General features: G+C 69.4%; 17 protein-coding genes. 4 read left to right on the forward strand and 13 right to left on the reverse strand.

Annotation, left to right across the window (positions count from 1 at the left end; genetic code table 11):
* Nucleotides 1–14: 14 nt before the first annotated feature.
* The gene (locus ADL01_RS16220) at nt 15–791 is read left to right on the forward strand and encodes a hypothetical protein (RefSeq protein ID WP_053742704.1); all 777 of its coding nucleotides are present in this window, start codon (nt 15–17) and stop codon (nt 789–791) included.
* A gap of 91 nt (nt 792–882) precedes the next feature.
* Here ADL01_RS16220 and ADL01_RS16225 read toward each other — a convergent pair whose 3' ends face one another.
* Complete coding sequence (locus ADL01_RS16225; RefSeq protein WP_053742705.1) at nt 883–1,350, reverse strand: potassium channel family protein; 468 nt, start codon at nt 1,348–1,350, stop codon at nt 883–885.
* A gap of 83 nt (nt 1,351–1,433) precedes the next feature.
* On the opposite strand from ADL01_RS16225, the gene ADL01_RS16230 reads away from it, so the two are divergent.
* The gene (locus ADL01_RS16230; RefSeq protein ID WP_053742706.1) at nt 1,434–1,643 is read left to right on the forward strand and encodes a hypothetical protein; all 210 of its coding nucleotides are present in this window, start codon (nt 1,434–1,436) and stop codon (nt 1,641–1,643) included.
* Nucleotides 1,644–1,675: 32 nt separating this feature from the next.
* Here ADL01_RS16230 and ADL01_RS16235 read toward each other — a convergent pair whose 3' ends face one another.
* Nucleotides 1,676–2,572: an NAD(P)-dependent oxidoreductase gene (locus tag ADL01_RS16235; RefSeq protein WP_053742707.1), complete on the reverse strand. Its 897-nt coding sequence runs from the start codon at nt 2,570–2,572 to the stop codon at nt 1,676–1,678.
* A 95-nt stretch (nt 2,573–2,667) separates the two neighbouring features.
* Between ADL01_RS16235 and ADL01_RS42035 the strand changes: the two genes are divergently transcribed.
* The gene (locus tag ADL01_RS42035; protein WP_199834838.1) at nt 2,668–3,018 is read left to right on the forward strand and encodes a hypothetical protein; all 351 of its coding nucleotides are present in this window, start codon (nt 2,668–2,670) and stop codon (nt 3,016–3,018) included.
* Between the two features lie 227 nt (nt 3,019–3,245).
* Here the strand turns inward: ADL01_RS42035 and ADL01_RS16245 are convergent, their stop codons facing one another.
* On the reverse strand, nt 3,246–4,568 hold the full coding sequence (locus tag ADL01_RS16245; RefSeq protein WP_234354655.1) for an aminotransferase class V-fold PLP-dependent enzyme: 1,323 nt from the start codon (nt 4,566–4,568) through the stop codon (nt 3,246–3,248).
* A gap of 170 nt (nt 4,569–4,738) precedes the next feature.
* Nucleotides 4,739–6,007 (reverse strand): MFS transporter, encoded by a 1,269-nt coding sequence (locus ADL01_RS16250; RefSeq protein ID WP_053742709.1) that lies wholly within the window; start codon nt 6,005–6,007, stop codon nt 4,739–4,741.
* 87 nt (nt 6,008–6,094) lie between these two features.
* Here ADL01_RS16250 and ADL01_RS16255 point away from each other — a divergent pair, with 87 nt between their 5' ends.
* Nucleotides 6,095–6,568 carry a winged helix-turn-helix transcriptional regulator gene (locus ADL01_RS16255; RefSeq protein WP_053742710.1) on the forward strand — a complete coding sequence of 158 codons (474 nt, stop codon included), beginning with the start codon at nt 6,095–6,097 and terminating at the stop codon, nt 6,566–6,568.
* A 21-nt stretch (nt 6,569–6,589) separates the two neighbouring features.
* Here the strand turns inward: ADL01_RS16255 and ADL01_RS16260 are convergent, their stop codons facing one another.
* From ADL01_RS16260 to ADL01_RS16300, 9 genes are all read right to left on the reverse strand, one after another.
* Nucleotides 6,590–7,108: a hypothetical protein gene (locus ADL01_RS16260; RefSeq protein WP_053742711.1), complete on the reverse strand. Its 519-nt coding sequence runs from the start codon at nt 7,106–7,108 to the stop codon at nt 6,590–6,592.
* A 62-nt stretch (nt 7,109–7,170) separates the two neighbouring features.
* The gene (locus ADL01_RS16265) at nt 7,171–8,898 is read right to left on the reverse strand and encodes a DUF885 domain-containing protein (protein WP_234354656.1); all 1,728 of its coding nucleotides are present in this window, start codon (nt 8,896–8,898) and stop codon (nt 7,171–7,173) included.
* Nucleotides 8,895–10,157: an ATP-grasp domain-containing protein gene (locus tag ADL01_RS16270; RefSeq protein ID WP_053742712.1), complete on the reverse strand. Its 1,263-nt coding sequence runs from the start codon at nt 10,155–10,157 to the stop codon at nt 8,895–8,897. Before ADL01_RS16270 ends, ADL01_RS16265 begins: the two co-directional genes overlap by 4 nt.
* On the reverse strand, nt 10,154–11,479 hold the full coding sequence (locus ADL01_RS16275; RefSeq protein WP_053742713.1) for an ATP-grasp domain-containing protein: 1,326 nt from the start codon (nt 11,477–11,479) through the stop codon (nt 10,154–10,156). Before ADL01_RS16275 ends, ADL01_RS16270 begins: the two co-directional genes overlap by 4 nt.
* Nucleotides 11,476–12,912: an ATP-grasp domain-containing protein gene (locus ADL01_RS16280; RefSeq protein WP_234354657.1), complete on the reverse strand. Its 1,437-nt coding sequence runs from the start codon at nt 12,910–12,912 to the stop codon at nt 11,476–11,478. Before ADL01_RS16280 ends, ADL01_RS16275 begins: the two co-directional genes overlap by 4 nt.
* 66 nt (nt 12,913–12,978) lie before the next feature.
* On the reverse strand, nt 12,979–13,731 hold the full coding sequence (locus tag ADL01_RS16285) for a hypothetical protein (protein WP_053742715.1): 753 nt from the start codon (nt 13,729–13,731) through the stop codon (nt 12,979–12,981).
* A gap of 45 nt (nt 13,732–13,776) precedes the next feature.
* Complete coding sequence (locus ADL01_RS16290; protein WP_234354658.1) at nt 13,777–14,046, reverse strand: 2Fe-2S iron-sulfur cluster-binding protein; 270 nt, start codon at nt 14,044–14,046, stop codon at nt 13,777–13,779.
* A gap of 26 nt (nt 14,047–14,072) precedes the next feature.
* Nucleotides 14,073–15,080 (reverse strand): NAD(P)/FAD-dependent oxidoreductase, encoded by a 1,008-nt coding sequence (locus ADL01_RS16295; protein WP_234354659.1) that lies wholly within the window; start codon nt 15,078–15,080, stop codon nt 14,073–14,075.
* 372 nt (nt 15,081–15,452) lie between these two features.
* Nucleotides 15,453–16,499 (reverse strand): ParB/RepB/Spo0J family partition protein, encoded by a 1,047-nt coding sequence (locus tag ADL01_RS16300; RefSeq protein WP_078960557.1) that lies wholly within the window; start codon nt 16,497–16,499, stop codon nt 15,453–15,455.
* Nucleotides 16,500–16,942: the final 443 nt, after the last annotated feature.

Genomic DNA, 16,942 nt, shown 5'->3' on the forward strand with positions numbered 1-16,942 from the left:
CGAAAGGACTGCGCATGCGCGCCCTCGTATCCCGTACCGGCCTCGGCGCCCGCTCCCGCGGGCTCTTCCTACCGTCGTCCGTCGTCTGTGCCGCACTGATATTCGGGCCGGTCGGCACGGCCGTCGCCGTCACCGACGCGAGCCGGGACCTCTACGCCTCCATCGGCGCCGACCCGCTGTGGTCCTTCACGCCAACCACGCCCTCCACACCCTCCGTACTCGCCCCCGCCTCCGCATCCTCCACGCCGTCCGCCTACGCGGACCGGACGCTGAAGCGCCTCGCCGCCCTGGAGCGCGCCGACCGGTCCGACGTGCTCGCCCCGGTACTGAACGTCCTGACCGACCTCACCGAGCAGACGGGCACCGGCCGCCTGACCGCGACCCAGGCGGCCGGGTTCGCGACCGCCGTCGAGACGGCGAAGGCCTCGCTCAAGCAGCGCCTGGCGGAACGGACCGGCACGAACAGGGCCGCGGCGCTCATGGCCGACCCGGTCTCGGACCTCCTGGACCAGCTCCAGGCAACGCTCAGCGGCCTCCTCGACACGGTGACCGGCCTGGTGGACGACCTGCTCGGCACGGTCACCGGCCTGGTGGGCGGCCTCCTGGACACCCTGGGCGACCTGATCGAGGGCCTGCTCGGCGGCCTGCCATCGCTTCCGGAACTGCCCCCGGTCGCCCTGCCTCCGCTGGAACTGCCCCCGGCCGCGGTGCCCGCGCTGCCGGCACTGCCCGCGCTGCCCGCGGCAGACGGCGTGGCGGGGATGGACAGCACGACGGACACGGTCCGCTGACCCGGTCGCGGTGACCTGCGGCCCCCTGGCCCGCCCCTCCGCCCGTCGGCGGGGCGGGCCGCAGCACGACCGCGCCCGCCCCGGGCACAAGTCACCGCTCCTCCCGCCCGGCAAGCACCCGCTCGATCCGGTCGAACCGCTCATGCAGCGCCGAGGCCGTCTCCTCGACGGCGCCCCGCAACCGCTGATGCCGCCGCTCGTCCCGTCGCCGGTTCTCGATCCCCACGAACCAGGTGGCCAGCGCGGCCGTGACCATGCCGTACGCGGTGATCCCCACGATCATCACCACCGCACCGACCGCCCGGCCCCACCACGTCACCGGGTAGAAGTCGCCGTATCCGACGGTCGTCGCCGTCTCGACCGACCACCACAGGGCCTTCGGATACGACGTCAGATTGGCGCCCCGCACCCCCTCCTCGGCGCCCACGACGGCACAGGAACCGCCGAGCATCACCACGAGCAGGGCGACCGTCGCCCCGCCCGCCGCCCTCAGGTGCAGCGAGCGGCCGTCCCGGCCGAGCAGCAGCTCGACCGCCTTGGTCAGGAATCCGGGCAGCATGCGGCGATCCTGCGGTACGGGGAACAGGTGCGCGTCACTCCGCCCCGGCGGGTCACCCCGCTCACCCACCAAGGGAGTACCGCATGTCCGAGAACCTCACCGAGACGTTCGCCTTCACCTGCCTCAACTGCGGCACCGCCTGGAAGCGCACCTTCGAGGTCTTCTCCCTCCCCGACCCGGCCGGCTGCCTGAACCCCCTGGAGTACGTCGACGAGGACGGCCGCGCCATGCGCTCCCCGCTGACCGACGCCGTGTGCGACGTCTGCGGCAGCAGAAAGGTCCGGGTCGGCTGAGAAGGTCCGGGTGGGGAGAACAGGTAGGGCGGCTACTTCTCGTCGAAGCTGGCGAAGTAAGCCGCCGCCATGTCCTCGTCCCCGTGCCCCTGTTCGGCGGCGCGCCGGAAGCGTTCGGCGCTCGCGGCGGCCACGTCCAGCCGTACGCCGTTGCGCTCGCCCGCCTCGACGATCAGCCGGGCGTCCTTCGCGGCCGTGGACACCGCGAAGCTCGCCGGCGTCAGCTTGTCGTCCAGGATCAGGCCGGCCTTGGCACGCAGGTAGCCCATGTCGAGCGGACCGCCGGCGATCGCGTCGAAGAAGCTCTGCGGGTCGACGCCGAGGGCCCGGGCCAGGGCCAGCGTCTCGCCGGTCGCGCCGGTCACGGCGAGCACCCAACTGTTGGCGACGAGCTTGAGCCGCGTCGCGCTGCCCGCGGCGCCCTCCTCGCCGGTCCACACCGTGCGGGCGCCCACCGCGTCGAGGACGGGCGCGACGGCCGCCCGCTGGTCCTCGGGCCCGGCGGCGAGCACGAGCAGCTGTCCGGCCTCGGCGGGCTGCCGGGTCCCCAGCACGGGCGCGTCGAAGAAGGTGAGCCCCCACTGGCTTGCCAGCGCGCCCAGTTCACCGATCGCGTCCACCCCTGCGGTGGTCGACTGCACCCACGCGGCGCCCGGACGGAGCGCGGGCGCGGCCTCGCGCATGACGTCCCGGACGGTGTCACCGTCGTACAGCATGGTCAGGACGACTTCCGCGTCCCGGACGGCGTCGGCGGGCGCGTCACAGACCTGGACGCCGTTTTCGGCGGCCAGGGGTTCGGCCTTGGCGCGGGTCCGGTTCCAGACCCGGACGGCATGCCCGGACCGGGCGAGGTTACGGGCCATGGCGGCGCCCATGATGCCGGTGCCGAGGACGGCGACGGAGAGTGTGGGGGTCTCGGTGTCGGTCATAGAGCCAGTAAAGCAAGTGGACGGGGTCTTGCCGCCTGGTGAATCCATCCACCAGGATTCCGCGCAATGGATAAAACAGTGAACCGGAGCCGGCCGTGACCCCGGCACTGAAGTCAGCGAGCGGCCTCCTGACCGCACTGGCCCTCTGTGTGCTGGGCGCCGCCCCGGCCCCCGCGGCGCCCCACTCAGCCACCGCGACCCCCGTCCCCCACATCTGGCCGACCCCCCAACAGCTGAGACCCGGCCACGGCACCCAACCGGTCCCGGAACACGTCGTCGAGGTCATCGGCCACGCCACCGACCCCGCCGCCCGCGCCCTCACCGAACGCGTCCTGCGCGACGCCGGCGCCCCAAGCCGCAGTCGTAGCCGCCTGGTCAGGCCACGACCAGCCCGACAGCCCCACCCGAAAGCCAAAACGGGCATCACGTCACGAACCGCCCTCTGAGGGGGCCGGGGTCCAGCAATGGACCCCGGCTACCCGACAAGCGTATCGGGTCCTGCCCCCGTGTCCGCGTCCAGGACAACGGCCGTCGGGTCGTCTCACGGGGCGGGTCGGCCCTGCTAGTGGAAACCGTCCGCAAGACCGGTCTTGACCAGGAGCAGAGGCGACGTGCCAGCCGAGCGGCGTGACGGGTGCGAGAGACCCTCTCGTCACGGTTTTGTCTTCGGCTCTCAGGCGCCGGATCGCGAGCCCTTCAGCGACCGGATGACGTTCAGGGCCAAGTCGATCTCTTCGGGGAAGTTGACAATTCCCGCCGACAGACGCACGTGAGGAACCCCGTACGGCGTGCTGTTGGCGATGACCCGGTTCTCGCGGAGGATCTGGGCCACCTCCTGCGGTGCGTGGCCCTCCACGTCGAAAGTGACGATGCCCGCGGACAGCTCGGGGTCGAGCGGCGTGTAGAGCGTCACGTGGTCCATGGCAGCCAGGGCTTCCTTGATCTGGCTGTTCAGCTCCGCGATCCGGTCCTGGATCCGCTTGCGTCCGATCTGCCGGACGAAGCGGAATGCCTCGGCGGCGGCCCACTGGTGTTCGTAGGAGAAGAATCCCCCCGGACTGACCCATGCGGCTTCCGTTGGGCCGGCCGGCCGACGGCCCTGTCGCCACGCCGCGGAGGTCTCCTTGCTCATCAGACTGGGAATCGTCGGCTGGAGAAGCGCCCAGTTCTCCGCCTTCGCCCACATGATTCCCGTCCCGCGCGGTCCCAGGATCCACTTGTGTGTACCGGCGGAGAAGAAATCGCAACCCATCTGTGCGACGTCCTCGTCCGCGACGCCGAACCCGTGGACCCCGTCCACCACCAGCAGGATGCGGTCAGCTTCGTCGCGGTTTCGGTTCAGGTCGGCGATGGCTTCGGCAATCCTGGACATCGGCAGGCGCACGCCGGTGTTGGAATGCACCCAGGCCACACCGAACACACGGGTGTTGGGGCGCACAGCGGCGCGCAACCGTGCGATGGCCTCGTCGACGGAGAAGTCGAACGACGAATCGTAGAGTGAGATCGAGCGCATGGTCGCGCCCCACTTGTCGGCGGCCAGGCGGATCGCCTCGTGGTGCGGATAGAACTCGTGCGTGGTGGTCAGAACCTCTTGGCCCGGCTTCAGCCGCAGGCCGTTGTAGGTCAGAGCAAGTCCCATGGTGGTGCTGCTGGTCAGAGCGATCTCTTTGGCCTGTCCACCGACGTACTCGGCCGCCTCGGCGCAGACGGAACGCCACAGCATGTCCTCTTCCCGGGCGAACATGTTGTCGTCGAGGAAGCTGTGCGGGTTCTCGTCGAACGCGCGCCGGTAGTTCGTGATGGCGTCACGGACAGGCGTCGGGTTCGAGGCGAGGTAGAAATTGGACAGGTGCACAAGGTCGGGCGACAAAAGGAACTGCGCACGGACGGATTTCCAGTCGCCCGGATCGAAGGGCTGGGGTGTGGCCTCCTGCGTGACCTGCGAGAAATTCGCAATGTCGGAGTCAACCAGGCTTGCAGGGTTCGAAAGGGACACGATCACTCCTCTTGACTGAGACTGCGCTGCATCTGTGCGGGCGCCGGACCACTGCGCGGAAAGGCGGAAGGGATCTCGGTCCGCTCCCTTTCTTCCGCCCGATCTTTCCGGTGTCGTCCGGCGCCTTGTCGGGCTTGCCGGTTGCGAATGGGTAGTCGAGCCGGGAGTTCTCAGGAAACCCTGGAACGGTCCGCCGACGGGCCGACCTGCTCCGTTTCGCTCCTCTGCTTCTCCTCCTCGCCACGGTGCACGTCCGCCGCCTCGGAACCGACCTCCGAAGTCCTGGGGCGCCGACCTGCGTCGGTTGCCCAGACGATGAGCGCGCAGGTCGCGAATCCGGCCCCGAGGAGGCTGGAGGCGGCCCAGCCGTGGGAGGTGAAGACGGATGTGGTGGCGGCTGCGCCGAGGGCGGAACCGAGGGAGTAGAAGACCATGTAGCCGCCGATGACGCTGCTGGTGCGCTCCGGATGCGCGGTGGTGAGCACGTGCTGGTTGCTCACGTGCACGACCTGGACCGCGAAGTCGAGCACCACGATGCCGATGACGAGCAGCCACAGGGACCAGGACAACTGCGCGGTCGCGGCCCAGGAGACGAGGAGCAGAGCCAGCGCGAGGCCGCTGATCGGGATCGCCCGTCCTGCGTCCGCCCACCGTCCCGCACGTGCCGCGCCCAGTGCGCCGGCGAGTCCGGCGACGCCGAACAGTCCGATCTGGCTTTCGCTCAGATGCCACGGTGCGTTCGCCAGCGGCAGGGACAGGCCACTCCACAGGGTGCCGAACGATGCGAACAGGAAGAACGCGATGAGACCGCGCGTCAGGAAGAGACGCTGCCCGAACAGCCCGCCGAACGAGACGACGGCCTGTCGGTAGCCCGCAGGCCGGCGAGAGCTGTCTTCAGTCGGCAGCGCGCGCAGGACAAGTGCGGCGAGGGCGAGTGCGAGCACACCGAGCACGGCGTACATGCTTCGCCAGCCCCACACCTGCGCGAGCACGCCGGTGACGAACCGCGCGCCCAGGATGCCCACCACCACGCCCGACGTCACGACACCGATGTTTCGTCCGCGCTCGGCGGGCGGCGAGACCGACGCGGCGTAGGCCACCGTGGTCTGCACCACGACCGCGAACATTCCGGCCAGCGCTAGCCCGGCGAAGGCGGTCCACGCGGCCGAAGCCGCAGCCGTCAGGAACAGGCCTGCCGCGGTGATGGCCATGTGCACCGCGATGAGCCGACGCCTGTTGGCGACCACGTCGCCGAGCGGCACCAGCAGCACCAGACCTGCCAGATAGCCGAACTGGCCGGTCGAGACGATCCACCCGGCGTGCTGTGCCGACACCCCGAGGCTGTCTCCCATGGACGGCAGCACTGTTTGCGCAGCGTAGATGCTCGCTACCGCGACACCGCACACGGTCGCGAGGAGTAACCGTCGCCAGACGTCCATCGCACTCCTAACGAGATGAGTAGCAAAGTGAAACTAATTTGACCCTAAGGCATGATGGTTTCAGTCCGCAACTCATCGGGAGGTGTCATGCCGAGCCCCTCCACGGGCACTCCGAGCCCTGACTGGACCGATCCCGACTGCCCGGTAGCCCGCACGCTCGACCTCGTCGGTGACCGGTGGAGCCTCCTGGTCATCCGGGACGCGATGGACGGGGCACGGTCCTTCACCGAGTTCCAGCGACGGACCGGCATCGCCCGCAACATCCTCACCGACCGCCTGCGCAAGCTCACCGCCCACGGAGTCCTGACCCAGCAGACCGCGCCCTCGGGCCGCCGCCTGCAGTACGTACTCACCGACGCCGGCCGCGACCTCTTCCCCGTCCTCCTCACCCTGCGCCAGTGGGGAGAGCGCCACGCCTTCGAACCGGGCGAGCCACACTCCACACTGGTCGACCAGCACGGCGCCCGTGTGCCGGACATCAAGCCGACCGGCGCCGACGGTGCCCTCATCGACGCCGACACCACTCACGTGCAGAAGACCGGCGGCGAACGGCACCGGTGAGGTGACGGCCGACGAGACGGGTCAGCGTCTGTGCCCGGGCCCGCACAGCGACGCGTTGTGCCCGGCCGGTTCACGGGCGGCCCCCGCAGGCCAGACGACCTCCACGGCGATACCGCGGGCACGGGCGTACGCGACCATGTGGGCGGTGGCGTCCTGCCCGCTGGACGGTGAACCGTCCCAGACGGCCAGCAGCCGGCTGCAGCCGCTGACCAGCCGTTCGTCCGCGCTCACACAGGCGTCCCGGTCCAGCGGGTCGAAGGAAAGCATCCGTATCTGCTCGGCCAGGGCCAGCAACTCCCGGTGCGCCCGCCGGTCGTGGAAGGGAGCGTGGGCGAAGGCATCGCCCCGTTCCGGGAGCAGGACCACCAGGCGCTGCCCCACCTCGTGGACCACCCGCCCGAACACCAAGGGCAGTCTGGCGCCAGCGCGTACCAGTGCCGTCGCGTCGGGCGGCAGGCCCTGCAGGCGTTCCCGTAGTTCGGCCTGCACCAGATCCCATGTGGTCGAGGTCAGGTCGGCATGTCCCACTGCCGTGATCATCCGATCGCTCGCTTTCTCACCATGTGGTGCGCTCCGCTTTTATCCGTCCTGTCCACGCCTGTTCAGCGGGCACGGTCCGCGCGCGTCAGCTCCGCGCGTAGCAGGTCCAAGCCCATTGGCCCCAGGTTCAGCGCGTGGTGGTGGAACCGCTTGAGGTCGAAGGCGGCGCCGTCGCGACGGCGGGCCGCCTCCCGCGCTTCCAGCCACACCTTCTCTCCCAGCTTGTAGGCGAGGGCCTGTCCCGGGCGTCCCAGATAGCGGTCGATCTCGAACTCGACGAACCCTGGTGGGCCGAGCCCGCAGTGTTGCGTGAGAAACGCGCGGCCCAGTTGCGGCGTCCACCGCTCTCCCTCGTGGAACCCGGCGCCCGCGGGGATGGGGAGCCGCAGGTGCAGCCCGATGTCCAGGACGACCCGTGCGGCGCGCAGCAGTTGCCCGGTTGCCAGCATCCCCAGCCGGTGGGCCGGGTTGGTGAGGTATCCGAGTTCGTCCATCAGCCGCTCGGCGTACAGGCCCCACCCCTCGACGTGCCCCGGGTGCAGTTCGCACGACAGCCGCTGGAACCGGTTGAGCCCGGAGGTGTTGAGCGTCGTCACGCCAAGCTGCAGGTGGTGGCCCGGCACACCTTCGTGGAACATCGTGCTCGGCACGGTCCACGTCCGAATCGGCGCGCCTGGCTCGGGTCTGGTCCACCAGACTGTGCCGGGACGCGACAGGTCCTCGCTGGGCGCCAGATAGAAGGCGGGCCCGTCGGCAGGGCCGATCCGGCAGTCGATCCGTCGCAGAGGCTCGGGGATCGTGAAGTGCGTTCCATCGAGGTCGGTGATGGCGGCGTCAGCGAGTTCCTGGAGCCAGTCGCGGAACTGCGCACTGTCCGCCATCTGGTATCGCGGGTCCTTATCGAGCCCCGCCAGCACGGCCGGCACCGGTTCGCCGGGCGCGATCTGCGCCGCCGTCACCGTCATGTCCCGCTGTATCCGGCCGAGTTCCTCCCAGCCCCAGGCGTAGGTCTCCCGCAGGTCCAGCCGGGTGCCGAGGAACTCCCGCACGCCAAGCTGGTAGCGCTCCTCGCCCACTGCGTCCAGCTTCGGCGCTTGTGCCGCGAGCTCCCGCGACAGGTACGCCGCCATCCGTGCCAGCGCTTGGTTCGCCGCCGCCGCGGCCTGCTCCAGTGCGCCCCGCAACACACCGTCGCCGTGCCCGGCGGGCAACCCCGCCAGGTACTGCCGCATGTCACGGCACTCCCGGGCGTTACGGACCACCTGACGGTACGGTGCCACCCGGCCGCCGCGCCGCGCCGCCTCCAGACTCTCCCGCAGTCCCGCCAGCGCCTCCGGGACGGCGGACAGCCGCGCCAGCAACACCTCCCACGCGGTGTCGCGGCCCTGATCCAGCAGACCCACCGCTTGCCGCACACGCTGGATGGGCCCGTCGAGGGTGTCCAGCAGGGTGCCGTGCGCGTCGGTGTCGGCCAGCGCCACCTGCGTGGCGAGCCGCTCACGCAGCACCGCTGCGGCGACGCGCTCCGCATCCCCGGCCACGGGCGTGTCATCGACCGCCTTCAGCATGCGACGCGCCGACGCCGCCCGCTCCTGCACCGCCTGGGGGCCGAAGTCGGTCAGACGGGTCTCCTGACCGGCGATGCCCATGGCCGCGGCGAGGCAGGGGTCCATTACGGCCAGCTCGTCCATGTACTGATCCGCGAGATCGTTCAGTGCTGTCATGATCGGGACCGGCTCGGCGACGGCAGCGTTGACGGCCACCGCACACGACAGGTGCTGAGTCCTCATGCCGGCACCTGCTCCGACGTCGTGCGAGCGGCCGGGCGTGTGCGGACTGAGAGCGAGGCGAACAGGTCGGTCATCCAGCGCCGGCCGCCCTCGGGGGTGTCGCTCGCGACGATCCCGGCGAGCACCGTCTCGCCGGCCTGGTAGGTGATGTGGTCGGGCAGCGGCGAGCCGGGCGGCAGTTCGTTCCAGGCGACCACGGACGGGTCGTCCCGGAACGCCGCTGTCCCGTCAAGCCCCTGGAACTCCCGTCCGGCCATGTGGTGGCCGGGGCAGACGAACCAGCCGTACAGGCGCCGGTCGGCAGGCGGCTCGGGGAGCGTTCCGGTGACGCGCTCGCCGAGCAGAGCACGCAGTTCGTAGGAGGGCAGGTGGACGCCGGTGGCCAGCTCGACGGTCGCCACCACGTCGGCGCCCCCTACCCGGTTGCCGACCTCGAGAAAGACCAGCTCTCCCCTGTGCGCGATCGCCTCCAGATGGAAACTGCCGTCCTCGATACGCACCGCCGCCAGTGCGCGGGACACCCAGGCGCGGTCCTCATCGGACAGCGCGAGCTGGAACGACCCCAGTGGCCTGCCTTGTGCGTACTGCAGGCAGGTGCCGACGTACTCACTCGCGCTGAGGACCAGTACTTCGCCGCCCTGCACCAGGCCGTCGAAGTGCCTGATCGGCCCGGAGACGAACTCCTCCACCTCGAAGTCCGCCAGGTCGCTCCCCGTGTCGAGCCGGGATATTCCGGTGCGGCCCTCGGTGATGGCTGCGGCGGCCTGCCGGGGCGTGTCGAAAACGAGGACGTCCTCGCTGGACGCACCGCGATGCGGCTTCAGTACGGTCCGGCCGTACCAGGGGACCCGGCCGTCCAGGTCGAGGAAGCGTGGCAACGCGAGGAAGCGGGGCACGCGCAGACCCGCGTCCTCGACCACCTGCTTCATCAGGACCTTGTCCCGGGCCAAGGCCACCTGGTTGGCCGGCGCGCCGGGCACGCCCAGGTACTCACGCAGCAGGGCCGCGTCCAGCAACTCGTACTCCGATACTGAGATGACCCGGTCGAAGTCGCGGGGCCGGTATGCCAGCCAGTTCCGCGCCTCCTCGAAAGCCGAGCTCAGACCGGGACGGCTCACCCGCTCGCAGCGCAGGTCCGGTGGCAAGGTGGCCAGCGCCTGGTCGGTCCCGATATAGGTGACCTCGTGCCGGTCGTGAGAGATCCCCCGGTGATATTCGATCTTGAAGTAGGGCACGCGGTGCAAAATGAGAATCTTCATCGGGCCTTCCTGAGGGAAGCGGGGAAGCGAAGGGCGCGGTCCAGGGCGTCCGACCATGCCTCGCGCAGTGCGTAAACGACGGTGCGGATGTCGGCGCGGCCGCCGCGCAGGACGATGCAGCCCTGTGCCGCGAAGTCCGCGTTGTCGCGGGCGACCGCATGCAGGTCGCGGCGCTCGGTCGACAGCCAGGAGAACTCCGTGACAGCCAGTTCCCCCTCGTCCAGGCCGAGGCGTTCCGCGGTGGCCTGGACGGCGTCCGCGAACGGGTCCGTGCCGGACATGACGTCGTCCGGGGAGAACGAGCGGTCGGTGGCGACGCCGAGCAGCACTGTCGCCGCCGAGCACTCGGGCACGAGCTCCAGAGCGGGGGCGGCCGTTCCGAAGGCCATGTCCACCCAGCGGTTGTGCAGGTCGATCCCGTACACCCATCGGGCCAGCGACCAGATCTTCATTCCGCCCGGTCGCCGGTTGGGCTCCACCACCGCGGCGCGCAGCCCGTCGTCGCTCAGCTTGATCTCGTTGTGGAAGGGCCCGTCACACTGCCCGACGAGCAGGTTCGCCTGCCGTCCCGCCCGTTCCAGCGTCGCGCGCTCGTGTTCGTCCACCCGGGCGGGCAGGACCTGGGCGATCTCGACGGGGTACCGGCCGCGCGCGCTGATCTTCTCGGTGAGGAACGCCAGCGAACCCAGTCCGTCGAAGGAGTACTCCCGCCGGTACGGAATGAGCTCCTCGCAGATCACCCCGCCTTCCAGATAGGGAAGGGCCTCCGCGAACACCGCCGTGAGGTCGTCGCCCGGCCGCACCACGACGACGCCCCGGTTGTTGCCCTCCGCCGCGGGCTTGACGACGAAGCCCTGGGGGTGGTCGCGTGCGAATCCCTCCAGCTGGTCGAGCGAAGCGATTTCGGCGAATGCGGGCACCATGATCCGTTGCGTCTCCAGCAGGTCGGCCACGCGCGCCTCGCCGAGCCGGTAGCGGTACTTGGAGAACGCGCCCTCGGCCAGTCGCGACGAGTCGACGGGGACGCCCAACCGCTCCAGCAGCTCGGCCCCGCTGCGTACGGCGTTGTCGGAGAAGACGATGCCCGCCCTGATCCGCTCACGCCGGTCGCCGAGCAGCTTCTCGCCCATCTCGGCGAAGTCGTCGCGCAGCGGATCGAGGTCGATCACCTCGTCGGCGATGGAGCGGTCGGCTTCGGTGGGGGCGGCGCGGATGAGGATCACCGTCGCGTCGTGGCGTTCGCGCGCGTGGTCCCGCAGGCGGCGGACCTCGTCGACGCGGCTCAGGTTGTAGTCGACGATGAGGAGGATCGGCCTGGTCATCCGCGCTCCCTTTCGTACACGATCTCGATGGCGTGCTCGGAGGCGGGCAGCAGCCGAGGGAGGATCGCATCGCGGTCCGCTCGGTCCATGCGCCAGAGCACCTGGCCTAGGAACACTTCGCGCGAGGACGAGTGCACGACGTCGCCGGGCTTGAGCAGGACCTGCGACACCACCGGCTGCAGGGGGAGGTCGTCGTTCAGACCCACTGCACGGATCGTTCCGGGGTCGGCGAAGAAGACCCGGAAGAACGTCGCGTTACGGCCTTGCGTCGTCCCGTCCGCCGCGAACGACAGGCTCTTCAGTGCCTTGCTGAAGTCGGCCGGCTGGTCGGCGGAGAGCAGGGAGTCCAGCCAGAGGTCAAGCAGGCCGGGACCGCCGGTCAGCGCCGCCACACTGGGCGAGATCAGGCTGCCGCCCACCCGCGGGTTGACCTCGATCAGATCCCAGCCGGACGCGGCGTGCCGCGCCTCGACATGGAAACAGCCCCAGTCGAGAGCGAGGACGTCCAGCGCGCTCGTCACCCAGCGGATTCCGGCGGCGATCTCTTCCTGCGACAGGCTGGTGGGCGGGCTGACGCAGGCGTTTTCCAGCACGGTCCCCGCCGTCTCCGTGACCTGGCACTTCTCGTGCACAGCCACGACGTGGGGCTCGGCGTCGACGACGATCACCTCGAAGCTGAACTCCCGCCCCGGCACGTAGTCCTCGACGAGAAACTCCATCCCGTCGGCGACACCGTGATCCGAGCCGGCTCCTGGGCCCACGCCCTCCTCCACGGCCAGGTGCGCGTGCGGGCCCGGTCCCACGGGATCGCCGGAGCCGGGCTGGGCGGCGAAGGCGCTGGAGTAGACCGTGTCGGACCGGGCCTCGGCGGCGATGCGTTCCACGTCGGCCCAGGTCGTGTCGGCCGTGAGGGGAAACGTCCCGAAAGAGGCGATGCCGCTGACCGGCTTCACGAAGTAGCGACCGCTCTCGCGTTGGCGTTCGGCGAGCGTCTCGGGAGTGAGGGCGGATGCCCGGCCACGGCTGAGCCCGGCGTCGGCCAGCCGGTTTCGCAGCGTCAGCTTGTCCCGCAGGTCCAGGACCTGCTTCTCGTCCAGGTCCGGCACACCCAGACGGGCGTTGGCCAGCGCCATCAGGTGCCGGTAGCCCTCCCAGACGGTGAGGCAGCACTGCACCGCCGCACCCGCTGCCTGGAGCCGGTCGAGGTAGTCCTCGACGTCGCGGGCCGTCAGGACGTGCCCGGTGGTCACCCGCACGTCGTCGGCGACGTCAGCCAGCGTCGTCGGCCTGGATGCCTGGTGCTGCGGCTCCGGCAAGGAGCTGAGCACATAGCCCTTCAGCCCCCGCGCCATGACCGTGCCGAGGAGATCCTCCATGAACGAGAACCCGACATGGCTGAGCAACAGCACTCCCCTGGCATTTTCGGTGCTCATTCCGGCCTCCTTACCGGCAGGCGGGGGCGCGGCGCGGCCGCGCCGCGCCCCCGCTGGGGACGGATCTCAGGCCGGCTGCTTCTCAGCCCTGGCGATGGTGTCCAGGTAGAGCTCCTCGAAGTACTGCGCCAGGATCTGCTGGTGCTCGCGGAGGTACCGCTTGAACGCGGTGACGTCGTCCTCACTGCGCAGCAGGTGCCGGACGGCCGCCCACACCTCGCCGGGGTGGTCGTCGTTGATGTCGGTGTGCGAGTGGTTGATCTGGCCGCCGATGTTGCCCTCGCCGACCGACTTCTTCAGCGCCTCCAGCTTCTTGGGCTCGAGTTTCACGTTCACGTACTCGACGAGGTAGGAGTACGCCACCACGCCGAGCGGGCCCTCGTGGTCCAGGAGATAGGAGAAGTAGCCGGTCAGCAGCTTGGTCGACAGGTAGGGCTCGGTGGCCAGGAACTGCTCGCGCGACACGCCCGCCTTCTCCAGGTCGGCGATGAACAGTTCGTCGTGGAGCATCTCCTCCTGCTCGTAGTTGGCCCAGACCTGCGCCGCCTCCGGGCTGCGCTTGGCGATCTCCACCAGCGCCTTGGCCTCGGACACGCGCAGCATCCGGATACGCCAGGCGGTCTCGATCAGGTTCCGCTTGTAGTACTCGGAGTCGACGTTCTTGCCCTCGAGATGTGCGGCCTCGGGCACATTGGCGTACCACTCGAGGACCTGCTGGTCGAGCTGCTTGTCGATCTCGGCGCGCAGCTGCGCTGAGGCGGTGGCGTTGAGGAACGGGGTTCGGTCCCCGTACCCGACGTTGGTCACGCGATTCGGCATGGTTCACCTTTCTCATGGACGCTCGGACGTTCGGTGCGAGCGGCTCTAGATGTCGTCGGCGACGCGAATGGTCGCGTCGCCCCGCAGCCGGCACTGGCAGGCAAGGCGGTGGGAACCGCCGGTCCGGCCGAGGTCTTCCAGGAAGTCGAGTTCGTCGGGGTCGGGTTCGCCGAGGGAGCCGAAGCCCTCCAGCACCTCGATGACGCACGCGCCGCACGATCCGGAACGGCATCCGAACGGGATGAGCCGTTGCGGGGTCTCGTACTCGACTTCGGTGAGGGAAGATCCCGCAGGCAGCAGGATCTCGGTTCCCATCGGTAGGATGGTCAGCTTTTTCGGGGTCATGACAGCAGTGCGTCGTCATTGTCGGTGGAGTGCTCCGGCACGAGGCGGGAACCAGGACGCAGCTCGACCGCCGCGTGGTTCGCCGCGGTTGCCGCCTCGCCGAAACCCACCGAGATGAGCGGGACGCGACCTTCGTAGCAACAGATGTCGCCCACCGCGTAAACCCCCGGAAGATTTGTCCGCATCGCCCTGTCGACCACGATCTGGCGATTCCCCATTTCGAGACCCCAATCGGCGATCGGGCCCAGACTGGTGATGAATCCCAGTGCCGCGACAAGGGCCTGTGCGGGCAGGGTCAATTCCTCTTCACCGACCAGGACGCGCACTTCTTCCAAACGTGCCACGCCGTTACAGGCGGTCACCTGCGCATCGGTCAGTACTCGAATACCGGTGGCGTACATCTGCTTGACGCTGTGCTCGTGGGCACGGAAGGCCGAGCGCCGGTGGACGACCGTGACGGACCGCGCGACTGGCGCCAGCGCAAGGGCCCAGTCGACCGCGCTGTCGCCGCCGCCCACGATCACCACGTCGCGGTCGCGGTGCTCCTCGAGACGCGGCACGTGGTGCGCCACGCCACGCCCCTGGTAGGGACGCAGGCAGGGCAGCGTACGCGGGACCGAACGGCCGAGTCCGGCGGCGATCACCACAGCACCGGCGTGCACCCGCCCGCCGTCCTGCAGCCGAATCGCCCAGCCTGCGCCCTCGTCCGGCGTCAGGGAGTCCACCGTCCGGCCGAGCAGGTAGTGCGGCTGGAACGGTGCTACCTGGGCGACCAGGTCGTCAATCAGTTCTCGGCCTCTCACGGCCACGTGGCCGGCGACGTCATAGATCTTCTTTTCCGGGTACAGGGCCGCGAGCTGGCCGCCCGGCTCCGGCAGCGCATCGACTATCACGCTGGAAAGCCCTCGGAATCCCGCGCAGTAGGCGGTGTACAGGCCTGCCGGCCCCGCTCCGACGACAGCTACGTCCGCGCTCGTCTCCGCGCCGGCTACGGTCGTCTCCACTCGATCCCCCGCTTGATTCATCCTGAACTCCAGGCCTTTAGCGTTCGGTCGAACAGCTCGGCTATATCAATTTGGCGGCTGGTCATCCTGTTCACGACCGCAGAGTTTCCTGCGTGCCGTTCGGCGTTTTCGGGCTGAGAGAAAAGCCCCGCAGCATGGCCCTTGTTTAGCCAAGGCGACTTACCACCGAGTGCCATTTCATCATTCAAGGGTCTGACCATGCCGTCAAGAAAAGGATTCGGAATTCCGCCCGTCCATAGAGGAGGTGGAATGAGGGAGTCGTTCCCAGGCCTGCGTTAGACCAGGACGGGGCCATCGTCACCGCTGGGGCGCATCGCGCCACCGTCCTGAACGTCCCGGTTCCGGTGCGCCCTACTGCTCGACCGCTTCGCCGACGGCCTGGTCCAGAGCGCTGGCGAACCGCTGCCATTCCCTGGCGTAGGAGTTGGCCAAATCCGCGACTGCGACGGCGCAGTGCGGCGGCACTGCGACCATCAGCTGTCGCCCTGCTTCGAGATCCGGCGCGCGCTCATGCAACCAGCGCAGCAACGCGCGCCCTGACTCGGTGAATCTGAGCGATGGATCCTTCGCCAAGGTCTCGATGCGCTGCGCCCGACCTCGCTCCGCCTCCCGATCGCTCACCGGCTTCCCGGTGCTTTCCGCCAGGTCCTGGTCCCGGACCTCGCGTGCGGCTCTCAGGCGCGGTGGCGGAGGGTCCTGCCGGCCACGCCGCATCCGTTGCCGGATCTCGCATGCGGTGCTGATCGACACCCCCGCGCTGACGGCCGTCTCGTGGAGCGTGGCGCCAGGATGCTCGGCAAGGAATGCGCGTGCGGCCTCCCGGCGTCGCGCCGCATCGAGCGGGCGGGAGCGGCCGTCCGCGCCAACTCGGACCTTCGACTGAGGAACTTCCTCACTCGAAGCGCGACGGACGGCGCTCACGGTTTTGGGTGACAGTCGGGTGATGCGCGCGACCGCCCGGTCCGACAGATCCGGATGCGTGGCCAGGATCCGCCTGGCCGCGGCCTTTCTGTCCTCGAGCGTCAGTGGCAGGCCATGGGTGACATTGGCCGCCACGGAGTGAATGAACACTTCGCTGACCGGCCCGTCCAGATACCGGACCGGAATCATCTCCTCCCCTCGGAGTCTGGCGGCCTGGAGGCGATGCATCCCGTCGACCACGCGCCGGGTCTCCCGATGGACCAGGATCGGCTCGATGTCACCCTGCGCAAGAACCTCGACGTGCTCCGGGCTCGTCCCGCCCAGACGGGGCGAGTCGGCTACCACCAGTGAGGCGATCGGCACCTGCTGGATGCCGGCACACTCGCCCTTCATCGTGGCTTCGAGATCCCGAACTGTTGTCTTCAACCGCTCTGTTAGCTGCGTGGGGGGCGGGGTTTCCGCGAGGTCTGAAGGCACCGAGGATCTGCTTTCTGTCGGGTCTTCTGCACGTGGGGGTTGTGATGTCGAGGAGGGTGGCGTTGGCTCCGGTCAGCGTGATGCCCGGCACAGGGGTGCCGTGCAGGTGAACAAGAGTGAGGGCCCGTCGGGGCGGAGGCGTCGCGTTCTCCCCCGGGCAGGACGAAGAACGACCGAGAAGAAGTGGCGGCCGGCATCAGTGAGCTCGTACTCCTGGCGGCCGCCTGATGGCGCGGTGTGCTGGGCGAGGAGGGTGAGCGGAGTGCGCCAAGAGTGACTGAGCAGGCTCCGCACGTCACCGACGAGGTCGAGCGTGCAGGCCAGGGGCAGAACAGGGTCTGTCCCCCGGTGTCTGCAGCAGTGCCTTGATGTACAGCTCCGCCCATGTGCGCTGGTCCGCTCGGGCCAGACTGTCGAAGACGGTCTCGACGAACGGTTGGAGC

The sequence above is a fragment of the Streptomyces sp. NRRL WC-3618 genome (assembly GCF_001280005.1).
Classification (GTDB): domain Bacteria; phylum Actinomycetota; class Actinomycetes; order Streptomycetales; family Streptomycetaceae; genus Streptomyces.